Origin of the sequence: Sphingobium sp. AP49, assembly GCF_000281715.2 — a bacterium.
GTDB lineage: Bacteria > Pseudomonadota > Alphaproteobacteria > Sphingomonadales > Sphingomonadaceae > Sphingobium.
This window is the reverse complement of the sequence record NZ_CP124576.1, coordinates 591,023-613,323: the sequence shown is the minus strand read 5'-3', so window position 1 is coordinate 613,323 and position 22,301 is coordinate 591,023. Positions and strand designations below refer to the sequence as shown.

Annotated in this window: 21 protein-coding genes and 1 riboswitch; of the genes, 17 read left to right on the top strand and 4 right to left on the bottom strand. The window is 65.9% G+C overall.

Going from position 1 to position 22,301, the window contains the following annotated elements; translation table 11 throughout:
* Window positions 1-1,461: an amidohydrolase family protein gene (locus tag PMI04_RS02950; protein ID WP_007708011.1), complete on the bottom strand. Its 1,461-nt coding sequence runs from the start codon at window positions 1,459-1,461 to the stop codon at window positions 1-3.
* A gap of 102 nt (window positions 1,462-1,563) precedes the next feature.
* Between PMI04_RS02950 and PMI04_RS02945 the strand changes: the two genes are divergently transcribed.
* Window positions 1,564-2,400: a LysR family transcriptional regulator gene (locus tag PMI04_RS02945; protein WP_007708014.1), complete on the top strand. Its 837-nt coding sequence runs from the start codon at window positions 1,564-1,566 to the stop codon at window positions 2,398-2,400.
* A gap of 165 nt (window positions 2,401-2,565) precedes the next feature.
* On the opposite strand, the gene guaA is transcribed toward PMI04_RS02945, so the two are convergent.
* Together guaA and PMI04_RS02935 are read right to left on the bottom strand one after the other, a co-directional pair.
* Window positions 2,566-4,137, bottom strand: a complete 1,572-nt coding sequence (guaA, locus tag PMI04_RS02940) for a glutamine-hydrolyzing GMP synthase (RefSeq protein WP_007708017.1) — start codon at window positions 4,135-4,137, stop codon at window positions 2,566-2,568.
* An 80-nt stretch (window positions 4,138-4,217) separates the two neighbouring features.
* Window positions 4,218-5,453 carry a tetracycline resistance MFS efflux pump gene (locus PMI04_RS02935; RefSeq protein ID WP_037485921.1) on the bottom strand — a complete coding sequence of 412 codons (1,236 nt, stop codon included), beginning with the start codon at window positions 5,451-5,453 and terminating at the stop codon, window positions 4,218-4,220.
* Window positions 5,454-5,664: 211 nt separating this feature from the next.
* Between PMI04_RS02935 and PMI04_RS02930 the strand changes: the two genes are divergently transcribed.
* From PMI04_RS02930 to PMI04_RS02880, 11 genes are all read left to right on the top strand, one after another.
* Complete coding sequence (locus PMI04_RS02930; RefSeq protein WP_007708025.1) at window positions 5,665-6,294, top strand: nicotinate-nucleotide adenylyltransferase; 630 nt, start codon at window positions 5,665-5,667, stop codon at window positions 6,292-6,294.
* A gap of 12 nt (window positions 6,295-6,306) precedes the next feature.
* Window positions 6,307-6,696 carry a ribosome silencing factor gene (rsfS, locus tag PMI04_RS02925; RefSeq protein WP_007708029.1) on the top strand — a complete coding sequence of 130 codons (390 nt, stop codon included), beginning with the start codon at window positions 6,307-6,309 and terminating at the stop codon, window positions 6,694-6,696.
* A gap of 53 nt (window positions 6,697-6,749) precedes the next feature.
* Window positions 6,750-7,172: a 23S rRNA (pseudouridine(1915)-N(3))-methyltransferase RlmH gene (locus tag PMI04_RS02920; RefSeq protein WP_007708032.1), complete on the top strand. Its 423-nt coding sequence runs from the start codon at window positions 6,750-6,752 to the stop codon at window positions 7,170-7,172.
* A gap of 57 nt (window positions 7,173-7,229) precedes the next feature.
* Window positions 7,230-8,468: a peptidoglycan DD-metalloendopeptidase family protein gene (locus PMI04_RS02915; protein ID WP_037485902.1), complete on the top strand. Its 1,239-nt coding sequence runs from the start codon at window positions 7,230-7,232 to the stop codon at window positions 8,466-8,468.
* Window positions 8,469-8,523: 55 nt separating this feature from the next.
* Window positions 8,524-8,721 carry a type II toxin-antitoxin system VapB family antitoxin gene (locus PMI04_RS02910; protein ID WP_007708040.1) on the top strand — a complete coding sequence of 66 codons (198 nt, stop codon included), beginning with the start codon at window positions 8,524-8,526 and terminating at the stop codon, window positions 8,719-8,721.
* 12 nt (window positions 8,722-8,733) lie between these two features.
* Complete coding sequence (locus PMI04_RS02905) at window positions 8,734-9,111, top strand: type II toxin-antitoxin system VapC family toxin (protein WP_007708043.1); 378 nt, start codon at window positions 8,734-8,736, stop codon at window positions 9,109-9,111.
* Between the two features lie 103 nt (window positions 9,112-9,214).
* Window positions 9,215-10,570: a S41 family peptidase gene (locus tag PMI04_RS02900; protein WP_007708045.1), complete on the top strand. Its 1,356-nt coding sequence runs from the start codon at window positions 9,215-9,217 to the stop codon at window positions 10,568-10,570.
* Between the two features lie 73 nt (window positions 10,571-10,643).
* Window positions 10,644-11,138 (top strand): disulfide bond formation protein B, encoded by a 495-nt coding sequence (locus PMI04_RS02895; protein WP_007708047.1) that lies wholly within the window; start codon window positions 10,644-10,646, stop codon window positions 11,136-11,138.
* Window positions 11,135-11,689 carry a demethoxyubiquinone hydroxylase family protein gene (locus tag PMI04_RS02890; RefSeq protein ID WP_007708049.1) on the top strand — a complete coding sequence of 185 codons (555 nt, stop codon included), beginning with the start codon at window positions 11,135-11,137 and terminating at the stop codon, window positions 11,687-11,689. The genes PMI04_RS02895 and PMI04_RS02890 overlap by 4 nt, the downstream gene beginning before the upstream one ends.
* A gap of 15 nt (window positions 11,690-11,704) precedes the next feature.
* Window positions 11,705-12,265 (top strand): hypothetical protein, encoded by a 561-nt coding sequence (locus PMI04_RS02885; RefSeq protein ID WP_037485904.1) that lies wholly within the window; start codon window positions 11,705-11,707, stop codon window positions 12,263-12,265.
* 111 nt (window positions 12,266-12,376) lie between these two features.
* Window positions 12,377-12,781, top strand: a complete 405-nt coding sequence (locus PMI04_RS02880) for a hypothetical protein (protein ID WP_007708055.1) — start codon at window positions 12,377-12,379, stop codon at window positions 12,779-12,781.
* A gap of 7 nt (window positions 12,782-12,788) precedes the next feature.
* Here PMI04_RS02880 and PMI04_RS02875 read toward each other — a convergent pair whose 3' ends face one another.
* On the bottom strand, window positions 12,789-13,205 hold the full coding sequence (locus tag PMI04_RS02875) for a DUF1801 domain-containing protein (RefSeq protein WP_007708058.1): 417 nt from the start codon (window positions 13,203-13,205) through the stop codon (window positions 12,789-12,791).
* A 34-nt stretch (window positions 13,206-13,239) separates the two neighbouring features.
* A riboswitch (yybP-ykoY riboswitch) is annotated at window positions 13,240-13,433 on the top strand.
* A 7-nt stretch (window positions 13,434-13,440) separates the two neighbouring features.
* On the opposite strand from PMI04_RS02875, the gene PMI04_RS02870 reads away from it, so the two are divergent.
* The 5 genes from PMI04_RS02870 to gltB all read left to right on the top strand — a co-directional run bounded on the left by PMI04_RS02870 (window position 13,441) and on the right by gltB (window position 22,295).
* On the top strand, window positions 13,441-14,019 hold the full coding sequence (locus tag PMI04_RS02870) for a TMEM165/GDT1 family protein (RefSeq protein WP_007708061.1): 579 nt from the start codon (window positions 13,441-13,443) through the stop codon (window positions 14,017-14,019).
* Window positions 14,020-14,169: 150 nt separating this feature from the next.
* Window positions 14,170-15,099 (top strand): complex I NDUFA9 subunit family protein, encoded by a 930-nt coding sequence (locus PMI04_RS02865; RefSeq protein WP_007708065.1) that lies wholly within the window; start codon window positions 14,170-14,172, stop codon window positions 15,097-15,099.
* A 183-nt stretch (window positions 15,100-15,282) separates the two neighbouring features.
* On the top strand, window positions 15,283-16,092 hold the full coding sequence (locus tag PMI04_RS02860; RefSeq protein ID WP_007708069.1) for an undecaprenyl-diphosphate phosphatase: 810 nt from the start codon (window positions 15,283-15,285) through the stop codon (window positions 16,090-16,092).
* A gap of 166 nt (window positions 16,093-16,258) precedes the next feature.
* Window positions 16,259-17,710, top strand: coding sequence for an NAD(P)-dependent oxidoreductase (locus PMI04_RS02855; protein ID WP_007708072.1), 1,452 nt, complete (start codon window positions 16,259-16,261; stop codon window positions 17,708-17,710).
* Window positions 17,711-17,759: 49 nt separating this feature from the next.
* On the top strand, window positions 17,760-22,295 hold the full coding sequence (gltB, locus tag PMI04_RS02850; protein WP_283184845.1) for a glutamate synthase large subunit: 4,536 nt from the start codon (window positions 17,760-17,762) through the stop codon (window positions 22,293-22,295).
* Window positions 22,296-22,301: the final 6 nt, after the last annotated feature.

The following is a 22,301-nucleotide window of genomic DNA, read 5'->3' as shown; positions in this document are numbered from 1 at the left end:
TCAGGGCCGGGTTGCCGCCGCATTCCAGGCGGCGACCTTCGCCTTCGTCTCTGCCAGCAGCGCGTCGAGCCGGGCGCGGTCCTGCAGCGTGCCGCGCAGGATCACCGCGTCGATCGCCTTGGTGGCGTGGATATCCTCCAGCGGATTGGCGGTCAGCAGGACCATATCCGCCTGCTTGCCCTCCGCCACCGCGCCATAGCGGTCGAGCAGGCCGAACCAGGCCGGGCCGGCGCGGGTGGCGCTGGCCAGCGCCTGGACCGGGGTCAGGCCGCGATCGACATAGAGCGCCAGTTCCTGATGCAGGGCAAAGCCGGGATAGTCGAAACTGTTGAGGAAGCCGGCATCGGTGCCGGCCATGATCGTCACGCCGGCCTGCTGCAACAGCGGCAGGATCGCGGCATTATGCTCGTAAATGGCGTGGCGCTGGGCGATCTGATCGGGCGTCGCCTTCGCCGCGCGCTCGATCCGCCAGTCATAGGTCTTGCGCAGGCGCGGGCCGATATAGGCCAGTTCGGGATCGGTGCTGTGATCGTTCTGGTCGAGATAGGCGACGGTGCGCGAGATGCTGAGCGTGGGCGTCACGAACACGCCGCGCGCAGCCATGTCGCGATAGGCGGCCATGGCGGTGGCCTCGTCAAAGCCGGCATCCAGCTGCGCGCTCGCCTGTGCCCGGTCGATCTTGCCGGCGGCGAAATCGGCGGTGATCCGCGCCTCGTCCTTCACGCCCGCCTTGTGCGCATAGTCGATATGCTCGATCGAACTGATCCCGGCGTCGATCGCCTGGCCGACGGTCAGCGCCATCGGGATATGGCCCGACGCGCGCAGCCCGGCGCCGCGCGCCTGGTGCACGGCATAGAGGAACAGCTCGGGCTTCAGGGTGCTGTCCGTGATCTTGACGAAATTGACGTCCAGTTCCTTGAGCTTGGCGATCGCCTGATCGACATCCGCCTCCGATCCGGTTTCCAGCGTGCCCTTCCACACCGGCTTGATCCCCTCGATCTTGGGACCGGAACTCAGCAGGGTCGGGCCGAACAGCCGCCCGTCGGCAATCTCGCCGCGCCAGCGCAGCACATCATAGGGCAGGTCGCCCGACGCATCGCGCACGGTGGTGATGCCATTGGCGATATAGAGCGGCAGCAGCGCCTTATTCTCTTCGACCAGGTCCGGCCCGCCGCCGAAATGCACATGCATGTCCCACAGGCCGGGGATCAGATAGCGGCCCTTGGCCTCGACGCTCTTGCCCGCGCGCCAGGCGGCGGCGATCGTCCCGTCGTCGCCGACCGCGACGATGCGGTCGCCCTTGGTCGCGACGGCCTGATCGGGGACCAGACGGCCATGCTCGACATCGACCAGCGTCGCGTGGCGGATCAGCAGGTCAGCGTGGGCCGGCGCGGTCTTTGCCGCGGCGGGCAGGGGCAACAGGGCGGTGGCGGCCAGCAGCGCGGCGAGAAGCGTCTTCATGGAAATCCCCGGTTCTTGTGCGGCGCGCAGGATAGGCAGGGGCTGCATCATCGACAAACAACATATATGAATGGCAATCATTCATAATTTAAATGGAGTATCATGCTCGATCCGCGCCTGCTCCGGGCCTTCGTCGCGATCGCCGACAGCGGCAGCTTCACCATCGCGGCGCAGCGGCTGCACATGACCCAGTCGACCATCAGCCAGCAGCTGGGTCGGCTGGAGCAAGCGGTGGGGCATGTGCTGGTTGATCGGGCGGCGCGGCCGGTGCGGCCGACGGCCGCGGGCGAGCGGCTGCTGGGCCATGCCAGGCGCATCCTGTCGCTGCAGCAGGAGGCGGAAAGCCTGCTCGCCGATCCGGCCGGCAGCGCATCGATCCGCATCGGCCTGCCGGACGACATTGCCAGCGGTGCGATGATGCGCGTCTTCGCCCGCCTTTCCGACCAATATCGCGCCGTGCGGCTGGACGTTACGACCGGGCTCAGCCGCGACCTCACCCGCCGCTATCGTGCGGGCGAGTTCGACATCATCGCTGTCAAGGAAGCGACGCCGAGCGCAGATTGTCGCGCCAGTTTCCCCGAACCGATCGGCTGGTATGAAAGTACCGACCGGCAGGGCGACTGGCCCGATCCGTTGCCGCTGGTCGCCTTTCCCGCGGGCGGCCTCTATCGCGACGCGATGTTCGACCGGATCGGACGGGAAAGACGGCGCTGCCATGTCGCCTTCACCGGCAGCGACCTCACCAGCGTGCTGACTGCGGTGGAGGCCGGCATGGGCCTGTCGCTGGTGCCGATGCGTGCGGCGGCCGGGCGTGCGGTGCGACCCTATGCGCCGTTCGGGGAAGAGGCCGCAATGCGCGTGTCGCTCTATGCCTGGGACGATGCCGGGCCGACGGCCGAACTGGTGGCGCAGATGGCGGCGGTGCTGGCGGAGCGGTAAGCGGCAGCTTGCGCCGCTGCATCTGGGTCTAAACGGTGCGGCACCTTGCGGTGCCGAATAAACCGGATCGCCGTCCCCCGGACGGCGGTTGAGTTCGATACCCACGGCCGCTTGCGCGGCCGAGTAAAGCCGGCGAATGTCCCCCGGACATTCGCTATTTCGGCTTTACTCCCACTCGATCGTGCCGGGGGGCTTCGAGGTGTAATCATACACCACGCGGTTGATGCCCTTGACCTCGTTGATGATGCGGGTCGCGACGCGGCTCAGGAAAGCGGCATCGAAGGGGTAGATGTCGGCGGTCATGCCGTCGGTCGAGGTGACCGCGCGCACCGCGCAGACGCTGTCATAGGTCCGGTAATCGCCCATCACGCCGACGGTGCGGACCGGCAACAGCACGGCAAAGGCCTGCCAGATCGCGTCATAGAGGCCCGCGTTGCGGATTTCCTCCAGATAGATGAAGTCCGCCTTGCGCAATATGTCGCAGCGCTCCTTGGTCACTTCGCCGGGGATGCGGATGGCAAGGCCGGGTCCGGGGAAGGGATGGCGGCCGACGAAGATGTCGGGCAGGCCCAGTTCCTTGCCCAGCACGCGCACTTCGTCCTTGAACAGTTCGCGTAAGGGTTCGACCAGCTTCATGTTCATGCGTTCGGGCAGGCCGCCGACATTATGGTGCGACTTGATCGTTACCGAGGGGCCGCCGGTGAAGCTGACCGATTCGATCACGTCGGGATAGAGGGTGCCCTGCGCCAGGAAGTCGGCGCCGCCGATCTTCGCGGCTTCTTCCTCGAACACGGCGATGAATTCGCCGCCGATGAACTTGCGCTTCTTTTCCGGGTCGGTGAGGCCGGCAAGGCCGCCAAGGAAGCGCTCTTCCGCGTTCACATGGACCAGCTTGATGCCATAATGTTCGCGGAACAGGCTGACCACCTGTTCGGCTTCGCCCAGACGCATCAGGCCATGGTCGACGAACACGCAGGTCAGCTGGTCGCCGATCGCTTCATGGATCAGGACCGCTGCCACGGCGGAATCGACGCCGCCCGACAGGCCACAGATGACCCGGCCGGTGCCGACCTGTTCGCGGATCTCGGCGATCTTGACCTGGCGGAATTCGGCCATGGTCCAGTCGCCGGCCAGGCCGCAGACATGGCGGACGAAATTGGCGATCAGCTTGCCGCCGTCGGGCGTATGCACGACTTCCGGATGGAACTGCGTGCCGTAGAATTTCCGTTCCTCGTCGGCGATCACCGCGAAGGGCGCGCCATCCGACACCGCCACGATCTTGAAGCCGGGCGCGAATTTCGTGACCTTGTCGCCATGGCTCATCCACACCTGATGCCGTTCGCCGACGTCCCACAGCCCGTCGAACAGGGCGCAGGGTTCGGTCACGGTCAGGAAAGCGCGGCCAAATTCGCCGCCTTCGCCGGTCTCGTGACCGGGGCGCACTTCGCCGCCGAGCTGATGGCTCATCACCTGCTGGCCGTAGCAGATGCCCAGGATCGGCACACCGGCGTCGAACAGCGCCTGTGGCGCACGCGGGCTGCCTTCCTCCGGCACGCCGGCGGGCGAACCGGAGAGGATGATGCCCTTGGGCTTCATCCGGTCGAACGCGGCCTGGGCCTGGGTGAAGGGGGCGATCTCGGAATAGACGCCGGCTTCGCGGACGCGCCGGGCGATGAGCTGGGTCACCTGGCTGCCGAAGTCCACGATAAGGATGGAATCCTGAAGGGGCAGCGTCATCGAATCGCCTTTATATCGAGCGGTGGAAGGGATTCGCGCCCGGTTAGTCGCCCCGCCCCGATATGTCCAGTTTTCCCCGCTCAGGCAGGAGAGGGCGAGGCCGTCATGTGCGCAGCCGCCCGGCCAAGCAGCGCGGCGCCAGCCAGCACCAGCGCCGCAATCAGGAAAGCACTGCCGATGAAGGGCAGGATCGGCCGGGCGCCGACCGAGGCGGAATAGATGGCGCCAAAGAAGAGTGGCGAGACGATACCGGCGATCGCGCCAACGCTGTTGTTGGCGCCCTGCAACTGGCCCTGCTCGCTTTCCGACACCCGCTGGGTCATCAGCGACTGGATGGTCGGCATGGCCAGGCCCCAGAGCGCATTGGGGAACATGGCGGCGACGAATAGCCAGCCGGTGGGCGCCAGGCCCATGGCAGCAATGCCGACCGCGCCAAAGCTTAAGCCCACGACCATCGTGGTACGATCGCCCAACCGCTTCACCACCGGACCGACCAGAAGCCCCTGCACCCCCATGTCCATCAGCCCGACCAGCGCCAGCAGGGTGCCGACCTGCCACGCCCCCCAGCCATAACGGTCGCCAGCATAGAGGACGAACACGGCCGAGAAGAGATGATGGGCGAAATAGAGGAGGAAATTGACGACCGCCAGGCTCGACAGCTCGGGGTGGGAGCGCAGCAGTTGCAATGCACCGAACGGATTGGCGCGGCGCCAGCTGAAGGCCATGCGCTTGTCCACCGGCAGCGATTCAGGCAGCACGATGAGGCCGTATAGGAAGGCGAGGCCGGACAGGCCAGCCGCTGCCCAGAAGGGCGCACGGTGCGAAATTTCGCCCAGCACGCCGCCCAGCAGCGGTCCGGCGACGAAGCCGGCGCTGAACGCCGCGCCGATCAGGCCATAGCCGCGCGCGCGTCCTTCGGGCGGGGTGATGTCGGCCATATAGGCGAAGGTGGAGGTGAAGCTGGACGAGGTGACCCCGGCCAGCATCCGTCCCAGCGCCAGCCACCAGAGATTGGGCGCCAGCGCCATCAGGATATAGTCGAGCGTCAGCCCCGCGACCGAGATCAGGATTACCGGCCGCCGCCCGAACCGGTCGGACAGCGAACCGATCACCGGCGAGCAGAGAAACTGCATCGCCGCCCACAGCGCCACGAAGAGACCGTTCCACAGGCCCGCGCTGGTACTGGAGCCGGACAGCGCTTCGATCAGCTGCGGCAACACCGGAATGACGATGCCCATCGACATGACGTCGAGCAACGCCGTCACCAGGATGAAGGCGATGGCGGCGGTGCGGCGCGGATGGGCGGGAACGGTCATGGCGGTGGGGCTATCGTGCCAGGACACCGATGCCAAGGGCCGGCCCCCATTCCCATCGCGCGGTCGCATCCCAAGACCGACCGCAAAAGGGGCCAGATCCCATTCGATCGGTCGGAACATGCGGAGTTAAACAGCCCATTTCCTATTTCGCGACATCAAGTATCTGCCAAACCCATTGCCGCCCCTTCCGGGCGCTGGCATGGCATATCCCATGAAAAAGATCGGCGTGCTCGGCGGCTCCTTCAACCCGGCACATGGCGGGCATCGCACCATTTCGCTGTTCGCGTGCAAGGCGTTAGGGCTGGATGAAGTGTGGTGGCTGGTTTCGCCCGGCAACCCGCTGAAGCCCGCCAAGGGCATGGCGCCGCTCCCCACCCGCCTTGCCCGCGCGCGCAAGATCGCCCGCCGCGCCCCGATTCGCGCCACTGCGATCGAGCGTCAACTGCGCACACGCTACACCGCCGATACGCTCCATGCGCTGCGCCAACGCTATCCCCGTCACCGCTTCATATGGCTGATGGGCGCTGACAATCTGGCCCAGTTCGCCCGGTGGAAGGACTGGCGCGGCATTGCCCGACAGATACCCATTGCCGTTATCGCCCGTCCGGGCTATGATGACGTTGCCCGTGGCTCTACGGCCATGAGCTGGCTGCGGCGCTTCGTCCGGTCCGCGCGCCAGAGTGCAGATTGGACGAATTGGAGACCACCGGCGCTCGTGCTATTGCGCTTTCGCCCTGATCCAAGATCGGCAACCCTGCTGCGGCAGGCGGACCCCCTCTGGCATCGCGAATATGAAGCAACGTGTGTGCGCGATCCGCTCACGCGCCGGTTGATCGTCTAGATTGGAGTTTAATTGACTAACCTCGCCCCTGCCAACGATACGGCGCCCGCCGCCGATAGCGTGGCCGCCCTGCACGCCCTTGTCATGCAGTCGCTCGACGACGACCAGGCACAGGAAACCATCTCCATCCCGCTGGAAGGCAAGAGCAGCATCGCCGATCACATGGTGATCGCGAGCGGCCGTTCGTCGCGTCAGGTCGCGGCGATCGCCCAGCATCTGGCCGAACGCATCAAGAAGGAAACCGGTCGTTCCGCACGAGTCGAGGGCCTGCCGGTCGCCGACTGGGTGCTGATCGATGCCGGCGACGTGATCGTCCACCTGTTCAAGCCGGAAGTGCGCAGCTTCTACAATCTGGAACGGATGTGGGGCTTCGTCGACGCGCCGGTCGCGGGTAACGCCTGATCCTTGCCGTCGCGCCCTTCGACATGGGCGCGATGACAGGCTAGGGAGGAGCCATGCTCCTCCACATCATCGCGCGCGGCAAGATCGGGCGATCGCCCGAAGCCGATCTGGTCGACCGCTATGTCAAGCGGCTGACCATGCCGCACAAGATCACCGAGATGCCGGACCGGGGCGGCAAGCTGCCGCCCATCGGCCCCGGTACCGTCACGGTCATGCTCGACGAGAAGGGCAAGCAGCTCGCCTCGATGGACTTTGCCCGGCGGATCGAGGGCTGGCGCGACACCGGTACGCGCGAGATCCGCTTCCTGATCGGCGCGGCCGACGGCTTCGACGATGCCGAACGGACCAATGCCGACCTGCTGATCGCCTTTGGCGCCATGACCTGGCCGCACATGATGGCCCGCGCCATGCTGGCCGAACAGCTGTGGCGTGCCTGCTCCATTCTCGCCAACCACCCCTATCACCGCGAAGGCTGAGGCTCGACAGACAGGGCAGTTATGCCTAGTCAAAGCCCTATCGGGCGGGACAAGCGGTTGAAGCGCAACATCATCTCAAGCATGACATTGGCGGGCCTCGTGACCCTCGCCGCTACGCGCCTGCCCGCCAGCGACGACAGTGCCATCATCCTGTCCGGTACCGCCGGCACGACCCTGGCGCAGGAGCAGAAGGCCCTGCGCGATGCACGCAGCCAGTCGGCCGAGGCCGCCGACCGATCGGTCCGGCTGGAGCGTCAGGCCGGCATGGCCCGTGACGAGGCCGAACAGGCCGGCCGCCGCGCCGCCGCCATGGCCGCCCGCATCCAGCAGGCCGAGGCCGATGTGCAGGCCGCCCAGGCGCGCATCGCCATCATCGCCCGGATGCAGCGCGCCCAGGCCGCGCGCCTCGCCGCCAGGCAGGAACCGGTGGTGCGCCTGACCGCCGCGCTGCAGATGATGAGCCGCCGCCCGCTCGCCCTTGCCCTCGTCCAGCCCGGATCGATCAGCGACGCCGTCCATATGCGCGCGGTGCTGGGACAGGTGCTGCCGGTGATCGAGCAGCGCACCGCCGGCCTGCGCGCCGAGCTGGACCGCAGCCGCGCGATCCGCGCCACCGCGCAGCAGGCCGCCGACGCCCTGACAAACAGCCGCCGCGCCCTCACCGATCGCCAGGCCGCGCTGCGCCAACTCGAAACGCAAAAGCGCGTCGCCGCCCGCGACTATCGCGCCAATGCCGGGCTGGAGAGCGAACGCGCGCTGGCACTGGGCGAAAAGGCGCGCGACATTGTCGACCTGATGGACCAGCTGGAGGTGGCGAGCGACCTGCGCGATCGCCTGGCGCAACTGTCCGGCCCGGTGCTGCGCCCCGCCCGCCCCGACCAGGCCGGTGCCCCCGCCCCCGACCGCGAGACGCTGGACAGCGGCCCGCCGCCCTATCGCCTGCCGGTCGTCGGCCAGCTCGTCACCGGCATGGGCGAAGTGAATGACGGCGGCGTGCGATCGCGCGGGCTGACCCTGGTGACGCAGGCCGGCGCTCAGGCGGTCGCGCCGACCGCCGGCCGCATCGCCTTTGCCGGCCCCTATCGCGGCTATGGCCAGATCCTCATCATCGACCATGGCCAGGGCTGGACCACCCTCATCACCGGCCTGCACCGCGTCACCGCCCAGGTCGGCGAAACCGTGCGCCAGGGCGACCCGGTCGGCCTCACCGCCGCTCAGGGCCGCCCCACCGTCACCATCGAACTGCGCCGCAACGGCCGCCCGGTGGACATCGTGCCGCTGGTGGGACTGGGCTGAAGCATTGAAATCATCATCATATGATGATAAATATCGTGCCTAAGGAGCATGACACATGCGCACGACACTGGCCCTTGATGATGAACTTCTAGCCGAAGCTCAGGAACTGACAGGCCTGACAGAGAAATCGGCGCTCGTTCGAGAAGCGCTCAAAGCCCTGATTCAGCGCGAAGCCGCGCGGCGCCTGGCGCTATTGGGTGGCACGGAACCCGATCTGGCACTGCCCCCGCGCCGCCGCACTGCTATTGCGTAGCACCGGAATCGCATGATCCTCGCCGACAGTTCGATCTGGATCGATCATCTGCGCGACACGGATCGCGACATGGCCGCCATGCTGAACGCTGGCCGTATTTTGACGCATCCTTTCATCATCGGCGAAATCGCATTGGGCAGCATGCGCAACCGGCGCACCATCCTCCACATGTTGCGTCGCCTGCCGGAAGTCGTTCAGGCGCGCAATGCCGAGGTGGACATGCTGATCGAGCAAATCCCCCTGTTCAACCTTGGCATTGGCTATATCGACGCGCATCTGCTGGTTTCGGCGCGCCTGACGCCCGGCTCGTCGATCTGGACACGGGATCGCAGATTGTTGCAAGCAGCTGCATTATTGGGTGTCGATCGCCACATGGACCGGCCCCATTAACCCCCCGCTCATCGACGCCAGGCAACATTGGTCGAAGCGCGCTTTTGCGTTGGATAGCGAATCGACGTATATCGATCCCTTGATGCGGACTCCAAGGACAGCCATGAAATCCACCTTCCTGCAGGGCGCGGTCGCGCTCGGCGCGCTTGCGCTCATCCCCGCCACCACCGCGGCGCTCGCCGATGGCGAGGCATCGAGCTACAAGGCGCTCGACGAATTCATGGACGTGTTCCAGAAAGTCCGCAGCGACTATGTCGAGAAGGTCGACGATGAAAAGCTGATCAAGGGCGCGATCGACGGCATGCTCGCCAGCCTCGATCCCCATAGCAGCTTCCTCGACGCCCGCGATTTCCAGAATCTGCGCACCCAGACCGAGGGCAGCTATGGCGGCCTTGGCCTGTCGGTCACGCAGGAGGATGGCGCGGTCAAGGTGATTGCGCCCACCCAGGACACGCCGGCCTGGCGCGCCGGGATCAAGGCGGGCGACTATATCACCCATATCGATGGCCAGCTCATCTATGGCGGCACGCTGGACGAGGCGGTGGACAAGATGCGCGGCGCGCCCGGCACCAGCCTCAAGCTCACCATCGTGCGCACCGGCCGCGACAAGCCGATCGAACTGACCCTCACCCGCGAGATCATCGAGATCAAGCCGGTGAAGTGGGAAGTGAAGAATAATATCGGTGTCATCAACATCGTCAGCTTCTCGGCCAATACCGGCGCCGATGTCCGTTCGGCGATCCGCAGCATCGACAAGAGCCTGGGCCACAAGCCGACCGGCTATATCCTCGACCTGCGCTCCAACCCCGGCGGCCTGCTGGACGAAGCGGTGTCGACCAGCGACGTCTTCCTGGAACGCGGCGAGATCGTGTCGCAGCGCGGCCGCAACAAGGGCGATGTCGAGCGCTATTATGCGAAGCCGGGCGATGACGCGAAGGGCCTGCCGGTGATCGTGCTGGTCGATGCGGGTTCCGCCTCGGCTTCCGAAATCGTCGCCGGCGCATTGCAGGACCAGCATCGCGCGCTCGTCATGGGCGAACGCAGCTTCGGCAAGGGCAGCGTCCAGACCATGTTGCCGCTGTCCAACACCACCGCGCTCAAGCTGACCACCGCCCGCTACTTCACCCCGTCGGGTCGCAGCGTGCAGGAAGGCGGCATCCAGCCGGACATCAAGGTGCCGCAGCTCAGCGACCCCGACTACAAGAATCGCCCCAAGTTCCGCGAGAGCGACCTGCGCCGCCACCTGATCAACGAGATCAAGACCGACGACGCCGCGCTGGAAGAGGATGCCAAGGACGATCCGCGCTTCGCCATGTCCGCAGAGGATCTGAAGAAGAAGGGGGTCGAGGACTTCCAGCTCGATTATGCGCTCAAGACCATTTCCCGCCTCGCCGGCACGCCGGGCGCGACCATCGCCCAAGCCCAGCAGGCCGCCGCGCGCAAGCCCGGCGCGAAATGAGTCGTGCCCGTTCGGATGACCGGACGGGCAAGTTCAGCATGACGAAAGGCGGACAAGGGTTTAAGCGGGCGATATGAACAGCTTGTCCCCCGCCTTGGGCCGCGCCCGTCTGCTTGCATTGCTTGTGCCCGTGATTGCGCTGGGCACGGCCTACGCCTCCCAATATCTGGGCGGGCTGCACCCGTGCGACATGTGCTGGTGGCAGCGTTACCCCCATATGGCGGCGATCCCGCTGGCGCTGGTCGCCTATGCCCTGCGTGGCCGCGCCTGCATCAGCGGGCTGTTCGCCGGTTTCGCCGGCATCGCCATCGGCATCAGCGGCGCCATCGGCCTGTTCCATGCCGGGGTCGAATATGGCTGGTGGGAAGGACTGACCGCCTGCTCGACCACGCCGACCGGCGGCAGCAGCGCCGATATTTTGAGCCAGATCATGGCCACGCCGATCACCCGCTGCGATGTCGCGCCCTGGAGCCTCTTCGGCATTTCGCTGGCAGGCTATAACGGCCTCTTGTCGGGCGCGGCCGCGCTCGCCATCTTGGCTCTGCTGCTGAAAGCGAGGAAGGCATGAGCGCCACCAAGGATTTCCCGCGTCCCGGACGGCGCACCGACAAGGTCGATCGCGCCTCCATGGTGCGGGTTGACCAGGCGGGCGAATTCGGCGCGGTGCGCATCTATGCCGGGCAGCTCGCCGTGATGGGCGATCGCCACCCTTATGGTCGACTGATCGCCGGCATGGCCGCGCAGGAGGAGCGCCACCGTGCCGCCTTCGACGCGCTGATCGCCCGGCGTGGCGTGCGTCCCACCGCGATCCATCCGATCTGGAATGTCGCCGGCTTTGCGCTGGGCGCCGTGACCGCCGCGATGGGGCCGAAGGCCGCCATGGCCTGTACCGCCGCGATCGAGACCGAGATCGACCTCCATTATGAGGAACAGCTGCAGCAACTGGGCGAGGACGACCCGGAACTGTCCGCGCTGATCAGGGATTTCCAGGCGGAGGAGGTCGAGCATCGCGACGCCGCCATCGCCCATGGCGCGCAGCAGGCCCCGGCCTATCCACTGCTGTCCGGCGCGATCCGCCTGGGGTGCCGCGCTGCCATTGCGCTCTCGAAGCGCGTCTGAACAAGGGACGGACCGATGATGAAAACTCCGCTGATCACCCTCGCCGCCGGCCTGATGCTGGGCACCGCCGTCCCGGCACTGGCGCAGCAGGACAGCGCCCCCACGGCCGCCACAGGCACCGCGTCCGAAAAGGTCAATCTGGTCATCGTCTATGGCGACGATGCCTGCCCGCAGAGCGCGGGCGATGACATCGTCGTGTGCGCACGCAAGGGCGAGGAAGAACGCTATCGCATTCCAGAGCCGCTGCGTGGTGACCCGAACCAGCCCAGCCACCAGGCCTGGGGCGAGCGGGTGAAGTCGATGGAATATATCGGCCGTGATGGTATCGAAAGCTGTTCGCCCACCGGCGGCGGCGGCGCCACCGGCTGCTTCGCCAAGCTGTCGCGTCTGGCCAAGGCGGAACGACAGCAGGCCGACAACGCCAGCTGGAAGGACCTGGTTGAAGCGGAGCGCACCAAGCGCCTGTCGACGATCGACGCAGACAGCGAGGCGATCGAAAAGCGCGTCAAGGCCGAGGAAAAGGCCGATGCCGATGCAAAGAAAGCGCAGGATCAGGAAACGCCACCCAGGCACTGACGGGCCTGCCGCGACGGTTTGGGCGTCGCGGCGACGTCAGTTGAGATAGTGCCGCGCCAGGGAAATGCGGGACGGGGATGAATGATAGGGGCGAATGAAGGAATTGCCATAATGCGTCTGCCCCACCCCCTCCTGCTCGCCGGCCTGCTCACCCTGGCATTGCCCGCTGCGCCGGCCGCAGCCCAGGCCGAACCGCCACCGGACAAGATTTTCAACCTGATCGTCTATGGCGACGATCCCTGCCCACAGGGTGCGGACCCCAACGAGATCGTCGTCTGTGCCCGCAAGCCCGAATCGGAACGCTATCGCATTCCCAAGAAGCTGCGTGAAAAGCCCGAACCGGCGGGCGGTCCCGGCTGGGGCAGCCAGGTCGCGACGATGGAGCAGGTCCAGCGCAATTCCGGCCCGATGGGCTGTTCGGCAATCGGTGGCGCCAATACCGGCTGCTTTGCCCAGACCATGGCCCAATGGTTTGCCGAACGACGGATGAAGGAAAGCCAGGACACACCACCCTGACCCACCTTTATCGCGGATAGAGTCCATCCATATGGGCAAGGCTCTTGCCGATCAGCGCCTCCAGCACCGCCATGTCGATATTGTCGAGCCGCTTGACATAAAGACAGCCCTTGCCCCGCCGATACTTGCCCAGCGGGACAAGATCGGCGTCGTCGAGGCCGGCCAGATAGAAGACCAGCTCCGCCTTGCGCGGCGAAAAGCCGATCCGGCACATGTCGCCCTCGCGCCCGCTGTCATAGCGATAATGATAGCGGCCAAAGCCGATGATGCTCGGCCCCCACATGCGTGCAGGCTCGCCCGACAGCCGCGCCATCAGCGCCGCGACGATGTGCCCATCCGCTTGCCGCTCGGCCGGCTCCACCCCGTCGAGATAGGCGGCGACGTCCACCGCCGTCTCCGTCGTCTTGTTGTCGCCCGTCCTCATCGGCTTGCCTTTCGCGGCCTGTCCGGCTACAGGCTAGCGCGTCATCTGGGGAGTAGCCAGCCGTTCCGCTGACGGGACGGGCCATATGTCAACATATTTGGCCGAGAGGTCATGGCATATGGGACGCGGTATCAGCCGCATCGGGCGAGACCAATGGCATCGGCTTCCCAGTCCGGCCGGGCGGGGAAGACGGTGGCATTGTGTCTTTGGTTTTAGCCCGGCCCGGACGATATTCATGGAAGCCTTCCTCACCTCCACCGCTCTCGTCGCGCTCGCCGAAATGGGCGACAAGACGCAGTTGCTCGCCATGCTGCTCGCCACCCGTTTTCGCAAGCCGGTGCCGATCATCCTGGGCATCTTCGTCGCCACGATCGCCAATCATTTCCTTGCCGCACTGGTCGGCCATTCGATCGCGGGCGTGCTGACGCAGCCCTGGTTCCGCTATGCCGTGGCAGCCAGCTTCATCGCGATGGCGCTCTGGACCCTGGTACCCGACAAGATCGACGAGGATGCGCCGCTCAAGGCCCCGTCGAAGGCCGGCGTGTTCGTGACGACGCTGGTTGCCTTCTTCCTGGTCGAGATGGGTGACAAGACCCAGGTCGCGACCGTGGCGCTGGGCGCCCAGTTCGACAATCTGCTCGCCGTCACCGCCGGCACCACCTGCGGCATGATGCTGGCCAATGTCCCCGCCGTGCTGTTCGGCGAAGCGCTGGCGCAGCGGGTACCGATGCGCGCGCTGCAGATCGGCGCGGCCCTGCTCTTCCTGCTGCTGGGCCTGTGGATGATCGCCGGACTGCAGGGCTGGATCGGCTGATTGGCTGGTCGCGTTTTCCGAGCCATCGGGTGATACCACCCGATTAGAAAACGGAACGCCGCCGCCAGCGGGCGGTTGTCAGCGGGCGGCGGAAGTTGCAAGGGGAACGGCACGATCTTTCCCCTTTTCGAACAGCATGGGACGCGCGTGATGCAGGACAATCTGGTAACGATCTTCGGCGGCGGCGGCTTTCTTGGGCGCCAGGTCGCCCAGGCGCTGATGGCGCGCGGCGCGCGGGTGCGCATCGCCCAGCGCGACCTGGCCTCTGCCTTCAAGGTCAAGGCGCTCGGCAATCTGGGCCAGACCCAGTTCGTCGCGGCGGATATCCGCAAGCCCGATACCGTCGCCCGCGCGCTCCATGGCAGCGACATCGTCATCAATCTGGTCGGCATCCTCAGCGGCGATTTCGACGCGGTCCAGCATGAGGGCGCGGCCAATGTCGCAAAGGCAGCCGCAACTGCGGGCGTCACCGCCCTCGTCCATGTCTCGGCGATCGGCGCCGATGCCAGCAGCCCCTCGGCTTATGGTCGGTCCAAGGCTGCGGGCGAAGCCGCCGTGCTGGCCGCCTTCCCGACCGCGACCATCGTCCGTCCGTCGATCATCTTCGGCCAGGAGGACCAGTTCCTCAACCGCTTCGCCGGCGTCGCCAGCAGCGGCCCGGTCGTGCCGGTGATCGGTGCGAACACCAAATTCCAGCCCGTCTATGTCGGCGACGTCGCCGAGGCGATCGCCAACGCGGCGGAACAGCCGGGCGTCCATGGCGGCAAGACCTTCGAGCTCGCCGGTCCGCAGATCATGAGCATGAAGGAGATCAACGCCTGGGTCGCCAAGGCGATCGGCCGTGGCGGCAAGCCGCTGGTCGAGGTGCCCGGCGCCTTCGCCTCGCTGCTGGCCCTGCTGCCCGGCAGCCCGATCACCCGCGACCAGCTCGCCATGCTGGGCCAGGACAATGTCGCCGCACCGGGCGCGCCGGGCCTTGAAGCACTGGGCGTCGCCCCGACCCCCATGGTGGCCGTCGCCGAACGCTGGATGATCCCCTATCGCAGCCATGGCCGCTTCGCCGGCCGCGTGAAGGCCTGATCCATTCCCGCCATCGGCTCGACGGGCCGATGATCGGCCGCGACCGGCCGTGGCCATGCCGCTTTGCCTTTTCGCTGCACTGCGGCATGGTGCAGCCCTGACATATAGGCATTGCCCGGCCCTCTCCCTTCGCGGGGGGAGGGCTTGGCTTATGCGCCCCCTGCTTGAGGATCCGACATCCCCATGGACATGCACTATCTGACGGTCATCCTGCTCGGCATCGTGGAGGGATTGACCGAATTTCTCCCCGTGTCCTCGACCGGCCACCTCATCCTGGCGAGCGAACTGCTCGGCTATGATGCCTCGGTCTGGGCGATGTTCAACGTCATGATCCAGCTCGGCGCGATCCTCGCCGTCGTCGTCCTCTACTGGCGCACCTTCTGGGCTGTCGCCATGGGCCTGCTCCGCCTCGACCCGGTCAGCATCCGCTTCGTGCGCAACCTGCTGGTCGCCTTCATCCCCGCCGTCGTCATCGGCCTCGCCCTGCACGACTATATCGACACGCTGCTCGGCTCACCCCGGGTCGTGGCCTGCGCGCTGGTCGTCGGCGGCGTCGCCATCCTGGTGATCGAGCGCCTCATCAAGGACCAGCGCTTCCACGGCATTGCCGACATTCCGCTGGTCCGCGTCATCGGCATCGGCTTCATCCAGTGCTTGGCCATGGTGCCGGGCGTCAGCCGCTCTGGCGCGACCATCATGGGTGCCCTCGCCCTCGGCGTCGAACGCCGCACCGCCGCCGAATTCAGCTTCTTCCTCGCCATCCCGACCATGCTCGGCGCCTCGACGCTCGAACTGCTCAAGAAGGGCGACCAGCTCACCAGCGCCCAGGTCGGCTGGGACAGCATCGCGCTCGGCTTCATCGTCTCCTTCATCGTCGCGCTGCTGGTGATCCGATGGTTCGTCGGCCTGGTGTCGCGTCACGGCTTCGCGCCCTTCGCTTTGTATCGAATCATTGCCGGCATCGGTGCTCTGATCTGGCTCACCTTGAGATAGGTCCATATCGGCCGCAATAATTGAAAGAAAATTACAGCGCCGCGACAGTCCTTTCCAATAACGATAGATAATAGGTCAGTTTTGCTGTCTTAATTGCCAGAATCCGCGTGACTCCGTGGGTTTTCCTGCTATGCGCACTGCAAATAATCATCTGCAGGGAAATGCCATGGCTGAAAATCCGATGCTGAAGTTCGTGGGCAAGGAACAGGCCTATCCGGAAAAGCGCGGCGCCGACGCCCGCGCCGAGGACTTTCTGGAAATCAGCAAGTCCTTCATCCTGGACAAGGCCGAGGAACAGGCGTCGCGCTGCTCGCAATGCGGCGTGCCCTATTGCTCGACCCATTGCCCGCTGCACAATCATATCCCCGACTGGCTGCGCCTGACGGCCGAAGGGCGCCTGCGCGAAGCCTATGAGCTGTCGAACCTGACCAGCACCATGCCGGAAATCTGCGGCCGCATCTGCCCGCAGGACCGCCTGTGCGAGGGCAATTGCGTGATCGAATTTTCCGGCCACGGATCGGTCACCATCGGCTCGGTGGAAAAATTCATCACCGACACCGCCTGGAAGGAAGGCTGGGTCGAACCGCTCGTCCCCGGCGCCGCGCGCGGCCAGTCGGTCGGCGTCATCGGTGCCGGCCCCGCCGGCCTCACCACCGCCGAATATCTGCGCGTCGCGGGCTATGAAGTGCATGTCTATGACCGGCACGACCGCGCCGGCGGCCTGCTGACCTATGGCATCCCCGGCTTCAAGCTGGAAAAGGACGTCGTCATGCGCCGCGTCCAGCGCCTCAAGGATGGCGGCATCATCTTCCACGAAGGGTTCGAGGTCGGCCGCGACGCCAGCATGGAACAGCTGCGCGCCAAGCATGACGCGATCCTGATCGCCACCGGCGTCTACAAGGCCCGCGACATCAAGGCGCCGGGCGTCGGCGCACCGGGCGTGGTCAAGGCGCTCGACTATCTCACCGCCTCCAACAAGGCGGGCTTCGGCGATGCCGTACCCGGCCATCAGGATGGCACCCTGCTCGCCACCGGCAAGAATGTCGTCGTGATCGGCGGCGGCGACACCGCGATGGACTGCGTCCGCACCGCCATTCGCCAGGGCGCCAAGTCGGTGAAGTGCCTCTATCGCCGCGACCGCGACAATATGCCCGGCTCGCAGCGCGAAGTCGCCAATGCCGAGGAGGAAGGCGTCGAGTTCGTCTGGCTGACCGCGCCGATCGCCTTCGAGGGCACGGAGCATGTCACCGGCGTCAAGGTGACCAAGATGCGCCTTGGCCAGCCCGACGCATCGGGCCGCCGCGCGCCCGAACCCGATCCGGGCAGCGAGCATACGCTGGAAGCCGATCTGGTCATCAAGGCACTGGGCTATGACCCCGAAGACCTGCCCCGCCTGTTCGGTGCCGACGATCTGTCGGTCACCCGCTGGGGCACGCTGCGCGTCGATCACAAGACGATGATGACCAGCATGGACGGCGTATTCGCCGCCGGCGACATTGTGCGCGGCGCAAGCCTTGTGGTCTGGGCGATCCGCGACGGCCGCGACGTGACCGACCATATGCACAAATATCTCAAGGCCAAGGCCAAGGCGGCGGCGGGCGAACGACAGGCCGCGTAAGCGCGCGCTCGTCCATTTCTGAATTTCATTATCGGAAGGAAGGCCCGATATGACCCACGATAATTTCATGGCCAGCCCCGAAGAGCGCGCACGCATCGCTGCCGAGGGCATGTATCATCCCGAGATGGAAGGCGATGCCTGCGGCGTCGGCCTGGTCGCCGCCACCGATGGCCGGCCCAGCCGCCGCGTCGTCGCCTCGGCGATCGATGCGCTCAAGGCGGTGTGGCACCGCGGCGCGGTCGATGCCGATGGCAAGACCGGCGATGGCGCCGGCATCCATGTCGACCTGCCGGTGCGCTTCTTCGACGATGCCATCGCTGACTCCGGCCACAAGCCGCTGCCCAACCGCCTCGCCGTCGGCATGATCTTCCTGCCGCGCACCGACCTCAGCGCCCAGGAAACCTGCCGCACCATCGTCGAATCGGAAATCATCGACGCGGGCTACACCATCTATGGCTGGCGCCAGGTGCCGGTCGACGTCTCGGTCATCGGCGAGAAGGCGCAGCGCACCCGTCCCGAGATCGAGCAGATCATGATCGCCGGCCCGATGCCGGAGGAACGCGACGTCGGCGAGTTCGAGAAGGATCTCTACCTGATCCGCCGCCGCATCGAAAAGAAGGTGATCGAGGCACAGATCAACGACTTCTACATCTGCTCGCTGTCGTGCCGCTCGATCATCTACAAGGGGCTGTTCCTCGCCGAATCGTTGTCGGTCTTCTACCCCGACCTGCAGGACGAGCGGTTCGAGAGCCGCGTCGCCATCTTCCATCAGCGCTATTCGACCAACACCTTCCCGCAATGGTGGCTGGCCCAGCCGTTCCGCACCCTCGCCCATAATGGCGAGATCAACACGATCCGCGGCAACAAGAACTGGATGAAGAGCCACGAGATCAAGATGGCGTCGCTGGCCTTTGGCGAGCAGTCGGAGGACATCAAGCCGGTGATCCCGGCCGGCGCGTCGGACACCGCCGCGCTTGACGCCGTGTTCGAGGCGATCTGCCGATCGGGCCGCGATGCGCCCACGGCCAAGCTGATGCTGGTGCCCGAGGCATGGCAGGCGGAAAGCGCCGAACTGCCCAAGGCGCATGCCGACATGTATGAATATCTCGCCTCCGTGATGGAGCCGTGGGACGGCCCGGCCGCGCTGGCGATGACCGACGGCCGCTGGGTGGTGGCCGGCGTCGATCGCAACGCGCTGCGCCCGCTGCGCTACACGCTGACCGGCGACAATCTGCTGATCGTGGGTTCCGAAACCGGCATGGTCGTCGTGCCCGAAACCACCATCGTCCAGAAGGGCCGCATGGGTCCGGGCCAGATGATCGCGATCGATCTTCAGGAAGGCGAGATCTATGACGATCGCGCGATCAAGGACCGCATCGCGGGCGAGCGCCCCTATGGCGACCTGATCAAGGACTTCCTCGACATCGGCGACCTGCCCGACGTCCCCACCGCCCTGCCGGCATGGGACAAGGCGGAACTGACTCGCCGCCAGGTTGCGGCCAACATGACGCTGGAGGATATGGAACTGATCCTCGCGCCCATGGTCGAGGATGCCAAGGAAGCGATCGGCTCGATGGGCGACGACACGCCGCTGGCGGTCATCTCCGACAAGCCGCGCACGATCAGCCATTTCTTCCGCCAGAATTTCAGCCAGGTCACCAACCCGCCGATCGACAGTCTGCGCGAACGGCATGTGATGAGCCTCAAGACGCGCTTCTCCAACCTCCACAACATCCTGGAGGAAGGCGCGCAGAACAGCCATGTGCTGGTGCTGGAATCCCCGGTGCTCAACAGCGCCGAATGGGCGCGGCTCAAGGCCTATTTCGGCCCGGCCGTGGCGGAAATCGACTGCACCTTCCCCTCGACCGGCGGCCAGGAACAGCTGCGCGCGGCGATCGCCCGCATCCGCGAGGAGGCAGAGCAGGCGGTACGCGAAGGACGTAGCGAACTGTTCCTCACCGACGAGCGCGTCGGGCCGGACCGGGTCGCGATCCAGGGCGTGCTGGCGGCTGCCGCCGTCCACACCCATCTCGTCCGCAAGGGCCTGCGCAGTTATGCGTCGATCAACGTGCGCTCGGCCGAAGCGCTCGACACCCATTATTTCGCAGTGCTGATCGGCGTCGGCGCGACCACGGTGAACGCCTATCTGGCCGAAGCCAGCATCGCCGATCGCCATGCCCGTGGCCTGTTCGGCGACCTGACCCTCGACCAGTGTTTCGAGCGTCAGCGCACCGCGATCAACGAAGGCCTGCTGAAGATCATGTCCAAGATGGGCATCGCCGTCATCAGTTCCTATCGTGGTGGCTATAATTTCGAGGCGGTCGGCCTGTCGCGCGCCCTCGTCAACGATCTCTTCCCCGGCATGCCGGCGAAGATTTCGGGCGAAGGCTATGCCTCGCTCCATTATTCGGCGATGCTGCGCCACGACAAGGCGCATGACAGTGCGGTCGTGCGCCTGCCGATCGGCGGCTTCTATCGCCAGCGCAACGGCGGCGAGGCCCATGCCTATTCCGCCCAGCTGATGCACCTGCTGCAGACCGCCGTCGGCACCGACAGCTATTCGACCTATCTGCAATTCTCGCGCGGCGTGCGCGACCTGCCGCCGGTCTATCTGCGCGACCTGATGGAGTTCAACTTCGCCCGCGAAGCGGTGCCGATCGACGAGGTCGAAGCCACCACCGAGATCCGCAAGCGCTTCGTGACGCCAGGCATGTCCCTGGGCGCGCTCTCCCCGGAGGCGCATGAGACGCTGGCGATCGCCATGAACCGCATCGGCGCCAAGGCGGTGTCGGGCGAGGGTGGCGAGGATGCCGCGCGCTTCAAGCCCTATGAGAATGGCGACAATGCCAACTCGGTGATCAAGCAGATCGCGTCGGGCCGCTTCGGCGTCCATGCCGAATATCTGGGGTCGGCCGAGGAAATCGAGATCAAGGTCGCGCAGGGCGCCAAGCCCGGCGAGGGCGGCCAGCTGCCCGGCTTCAAGGTGACCGAATTCATCGCCCGCCTGCGCCACTCGACGCCCGGCGTGACCCTCATCTCGCCACCGCCGCACCATGACATCTACTCGATCGAGGATCTCGCGCAGCTCATCTATGACTGCAAGATGATCAACCCGCGCGCCCGCGTCTGCGTCAAGCTGGTCAGCCAGGCCGGCATCGGCACCGTGGCCGCTGGTGTGGCCAAGGCGCATGCTGACGTCATCCTGGTCGCCGGCCATGTCGGCGGCACCGGCGCCAGCCCGCAAACATCGATCAAATATGCCGGCACCCCCTGGGAAATGGGCCTGTCGGAAGCGAACCAGGTGCTGACCCTCAACGGCCTGCGCCACCGGGTAAAGCTGCGCACCGATGGCGGCCTCAAGACCGGGCGCGACATCGTCATCGCCGCGATCCTGGGCGCCGAGGAGTTCGGCATCGGCACGCTGTCGCTGGTCGCCATGGGCTGCATCATGGTGCGCCAGTGCCACAGCAACACCTGCCCCGTGGGCGTCTGCGTGCAGGATGAAAAGCTGCGCCAGAAGTTCACTGGCACGCCGGAAAAGGTCATCAACCTGATGACCTTCATTGCCGAGGAAGTGCGCGAAATCCTGGCGCGTCTGGGCTTCCGCAGCCTGGATGAGGTGATCGGCCGCACCGAACTCTTGAAGCAGGTCAATCGCGGCGCCGAGCATCTCGATGATCTCGATCTCAACCCGATCCTGGCCAAGGTCGATGCGCCGGACGAGCAGCGCCGCTTCTCGCTCGACGCCTGGCGCAATGAAGTACCCGACAGTCTCGACGCGCAGATGATGAAGGATGCCCGCGCCGTGTTCGAGCGGGGCGAAAAGATGCAGCTGACCTACACGGTGCGCAACACGCACCGCGCCGTCGGCACCCGCCTCTCCTCGGCCGTAACCGACAAGTTCGGCATGTCGACGCTGGCAGACGGCCATCTGACCGTGCGTCTGCGCGGCTCGGCCGGCCAGTCGCTCGGCGCCTTCCTCTGCAAGGGCATCACCCTTGAAGTGTTCGGCGACGCCAATGACTATGTCGGCAAGGGGCTTTCGGGGGGCATCATCAAGGTGCGCACGACCGTCTCCTCGCCGCTGTCGTCGAAGGACAACACCATCATCGGCAATACCGTCCTCTACGGCGCGACCAGCGGCAAGCTGTTCGCGGCGGGCCAGGCCGGCGAGCGCTTCGCGGTCCGCAACTCGGGCGCGAAGGTGGTGGTCGAAGGCTGCGGCGCCAATGGCTGCGAATATATGACCGGCGGCACCGCCGTGATCCTGGGCAAGACCGGCGCCAATTTCGGCGCGGGCATGACCGGCGGCATGGCTTTCATCCTCGACGAGGATGGCAGCTTCCCGTCGCGCGCCAACCCCGAAAGCATTGTCTGGCAGCGGCTGGACAGTGCCCATTGGGAAGGCGAGCTGAAGGCATTGATCGCCGAACATGCGGTCGCGACCGACAGCAAATGGTCGAACACCATCCTGGACGACTGGGATCGCTGGCGCCGCTACATCTGGCAGGTCTGCCCGAAGGAAATGGTCAATCGACTCGCCCATCCGTTGAGCGACACTCCGGCGGTGGTCGCCGCCGAATAGCCTGTC

Excerpts from the sequence above, each read along its gene's own strand:
- PMI04_RS02950 (WP_007708011.1), bottom strand. The coding sequence starts at position 1,461 with ATGAAGACGCTTCTCGCCGCGCTGCTGGCCGCCACCGCCCTGTTGCCC.
- PMI04_RS02945 (WP_007708014.1), top strand. The coding sequence starts at position 1,564 with ATGCTCGATCCGCGCCTGCTCCGGGCCTTCGTCGCGATCGCCGACAGC.
- guaA (WP_007708017.1), bottom strand. The coding sequence starts at position 4,137 with ATGACGCTGCCCCTTCAGGATTCCATCCTTATCGTGGACTTCGGCAGC.
- PMI04_RS02935 (WP_037485921.1), bottom strand. The coding sequence starts at position 5,453 with ATGACCGTTCCCGCCCATCCGCGCCGCACCGCCGCCATCGCCTTCATC.
- PMI04_RS02930 (WP_007708025.1), top strand. The coding sequence starts at position 5,665 with ATGAAAAAGATCGGCGTGCTCGGCGGCTCCTTCAACCCGGCACATGGC.
- PMI04_RS02920 (WP_007708032.1), top strand. The coding sequence starts at position 6,750 with ATGCTCCTCCACATCATCGCGCGCGGCAAGATCGGGCGATCGCCCGAA.
- PMI04_RS02910 (WP_007708040.1), top strand. The coding sequence starts at position 8,524 with ATGCGCACGACACTGGCCCTTGATGATGAACTTCTAGCCGAAGCTCAG.
- PMI04_RS02905 (WP_007708043.1), top strand. The coding sequence starts at position 8,734 with ATGATCCTCGCCGACAGTTCGATCTGGATCGATCATCTGCGCGACACG.
- PMI04_RS02900 (WP_007708045.1), top strand. The coding sequence starts at position 9,215 with ATGAAATCCACCTTCCTGCAGGGCGCGGTCGCGCTCGGCGCGCTTGCG.
- PMI04_RS02895 (WP_007708047.1), top strand. The coding sequence starts at position 10,644 with ATGAACAGCTTGTCCCCCGCCTTGGGCCGCGCCCGTCTGCTTGCATTG.
- PMI04_RS02890 (WP_007708049.1), top strand. The coding sequence starts at position 11,135 with ATGAGCGCCACCAAGGATTTCCCGCGTCCCGGACGGCGCACCGACAAG.
- PMI04_RS02885 (WP_037485904.1), top strand. The coding sequence starts at position 11,705 with ATGATGAAAACTCCGCTGATCACCCTCGCCGCCGGCCTGATGCTGGGC.
- PMI04_RS02880 (WP_007708055.1), top strand. The coding sequence starts at position 12,377 with ATGCGTCTGCCCCACCCCCTCCTGCTCGCCGGCCTGCTCACCCTGGCA.
- PMI04_RS02875 (WP_007708058.1), bottom strand. The coding sequence starts at position 13,205 with ATGAGGACGGGCGACAACAAGACGACGGAGACGGCGGTGGACGTCGCC.
- PMI04_RS02870 (WP_007708061.1), top strand. The coding sequence starts at position 13,441 with ATGGAAGCCTTCCTCACCTCCACCGCTCTCGTCGCGCTCGCCGAAATG.
- PMI04_RS02865 (WP_007708065.1), top strand. The coding sequence starts at position 14,170 with ATGCAGGACAATCTGGTAACGATCTTCGGCGGCGGCGGCTTTCTTGGG.
- PMI04_RS02860 (WP_007708069.1), top strand. The coding sequence starts at position 15,283 with ATGGACATGCACTATCTGACGGTCATCCTGCTCGGCATCGTGGAGGGA.
- PMI04_RS02855 (WP_007708072.1), top strand. The coding sequence starts at position 16,259 with ATGGCTGAAAATCCGATGCTGAAGTTCGTGGGCAAGGAACAGGCCTAT.
- gltB (WP_283184845.1), top strand. The coding sequence starts at position 17,760 with ATGACCCACGATAATTTCATGGCCAGCCCCGAAGAGCGCGCACGCATC.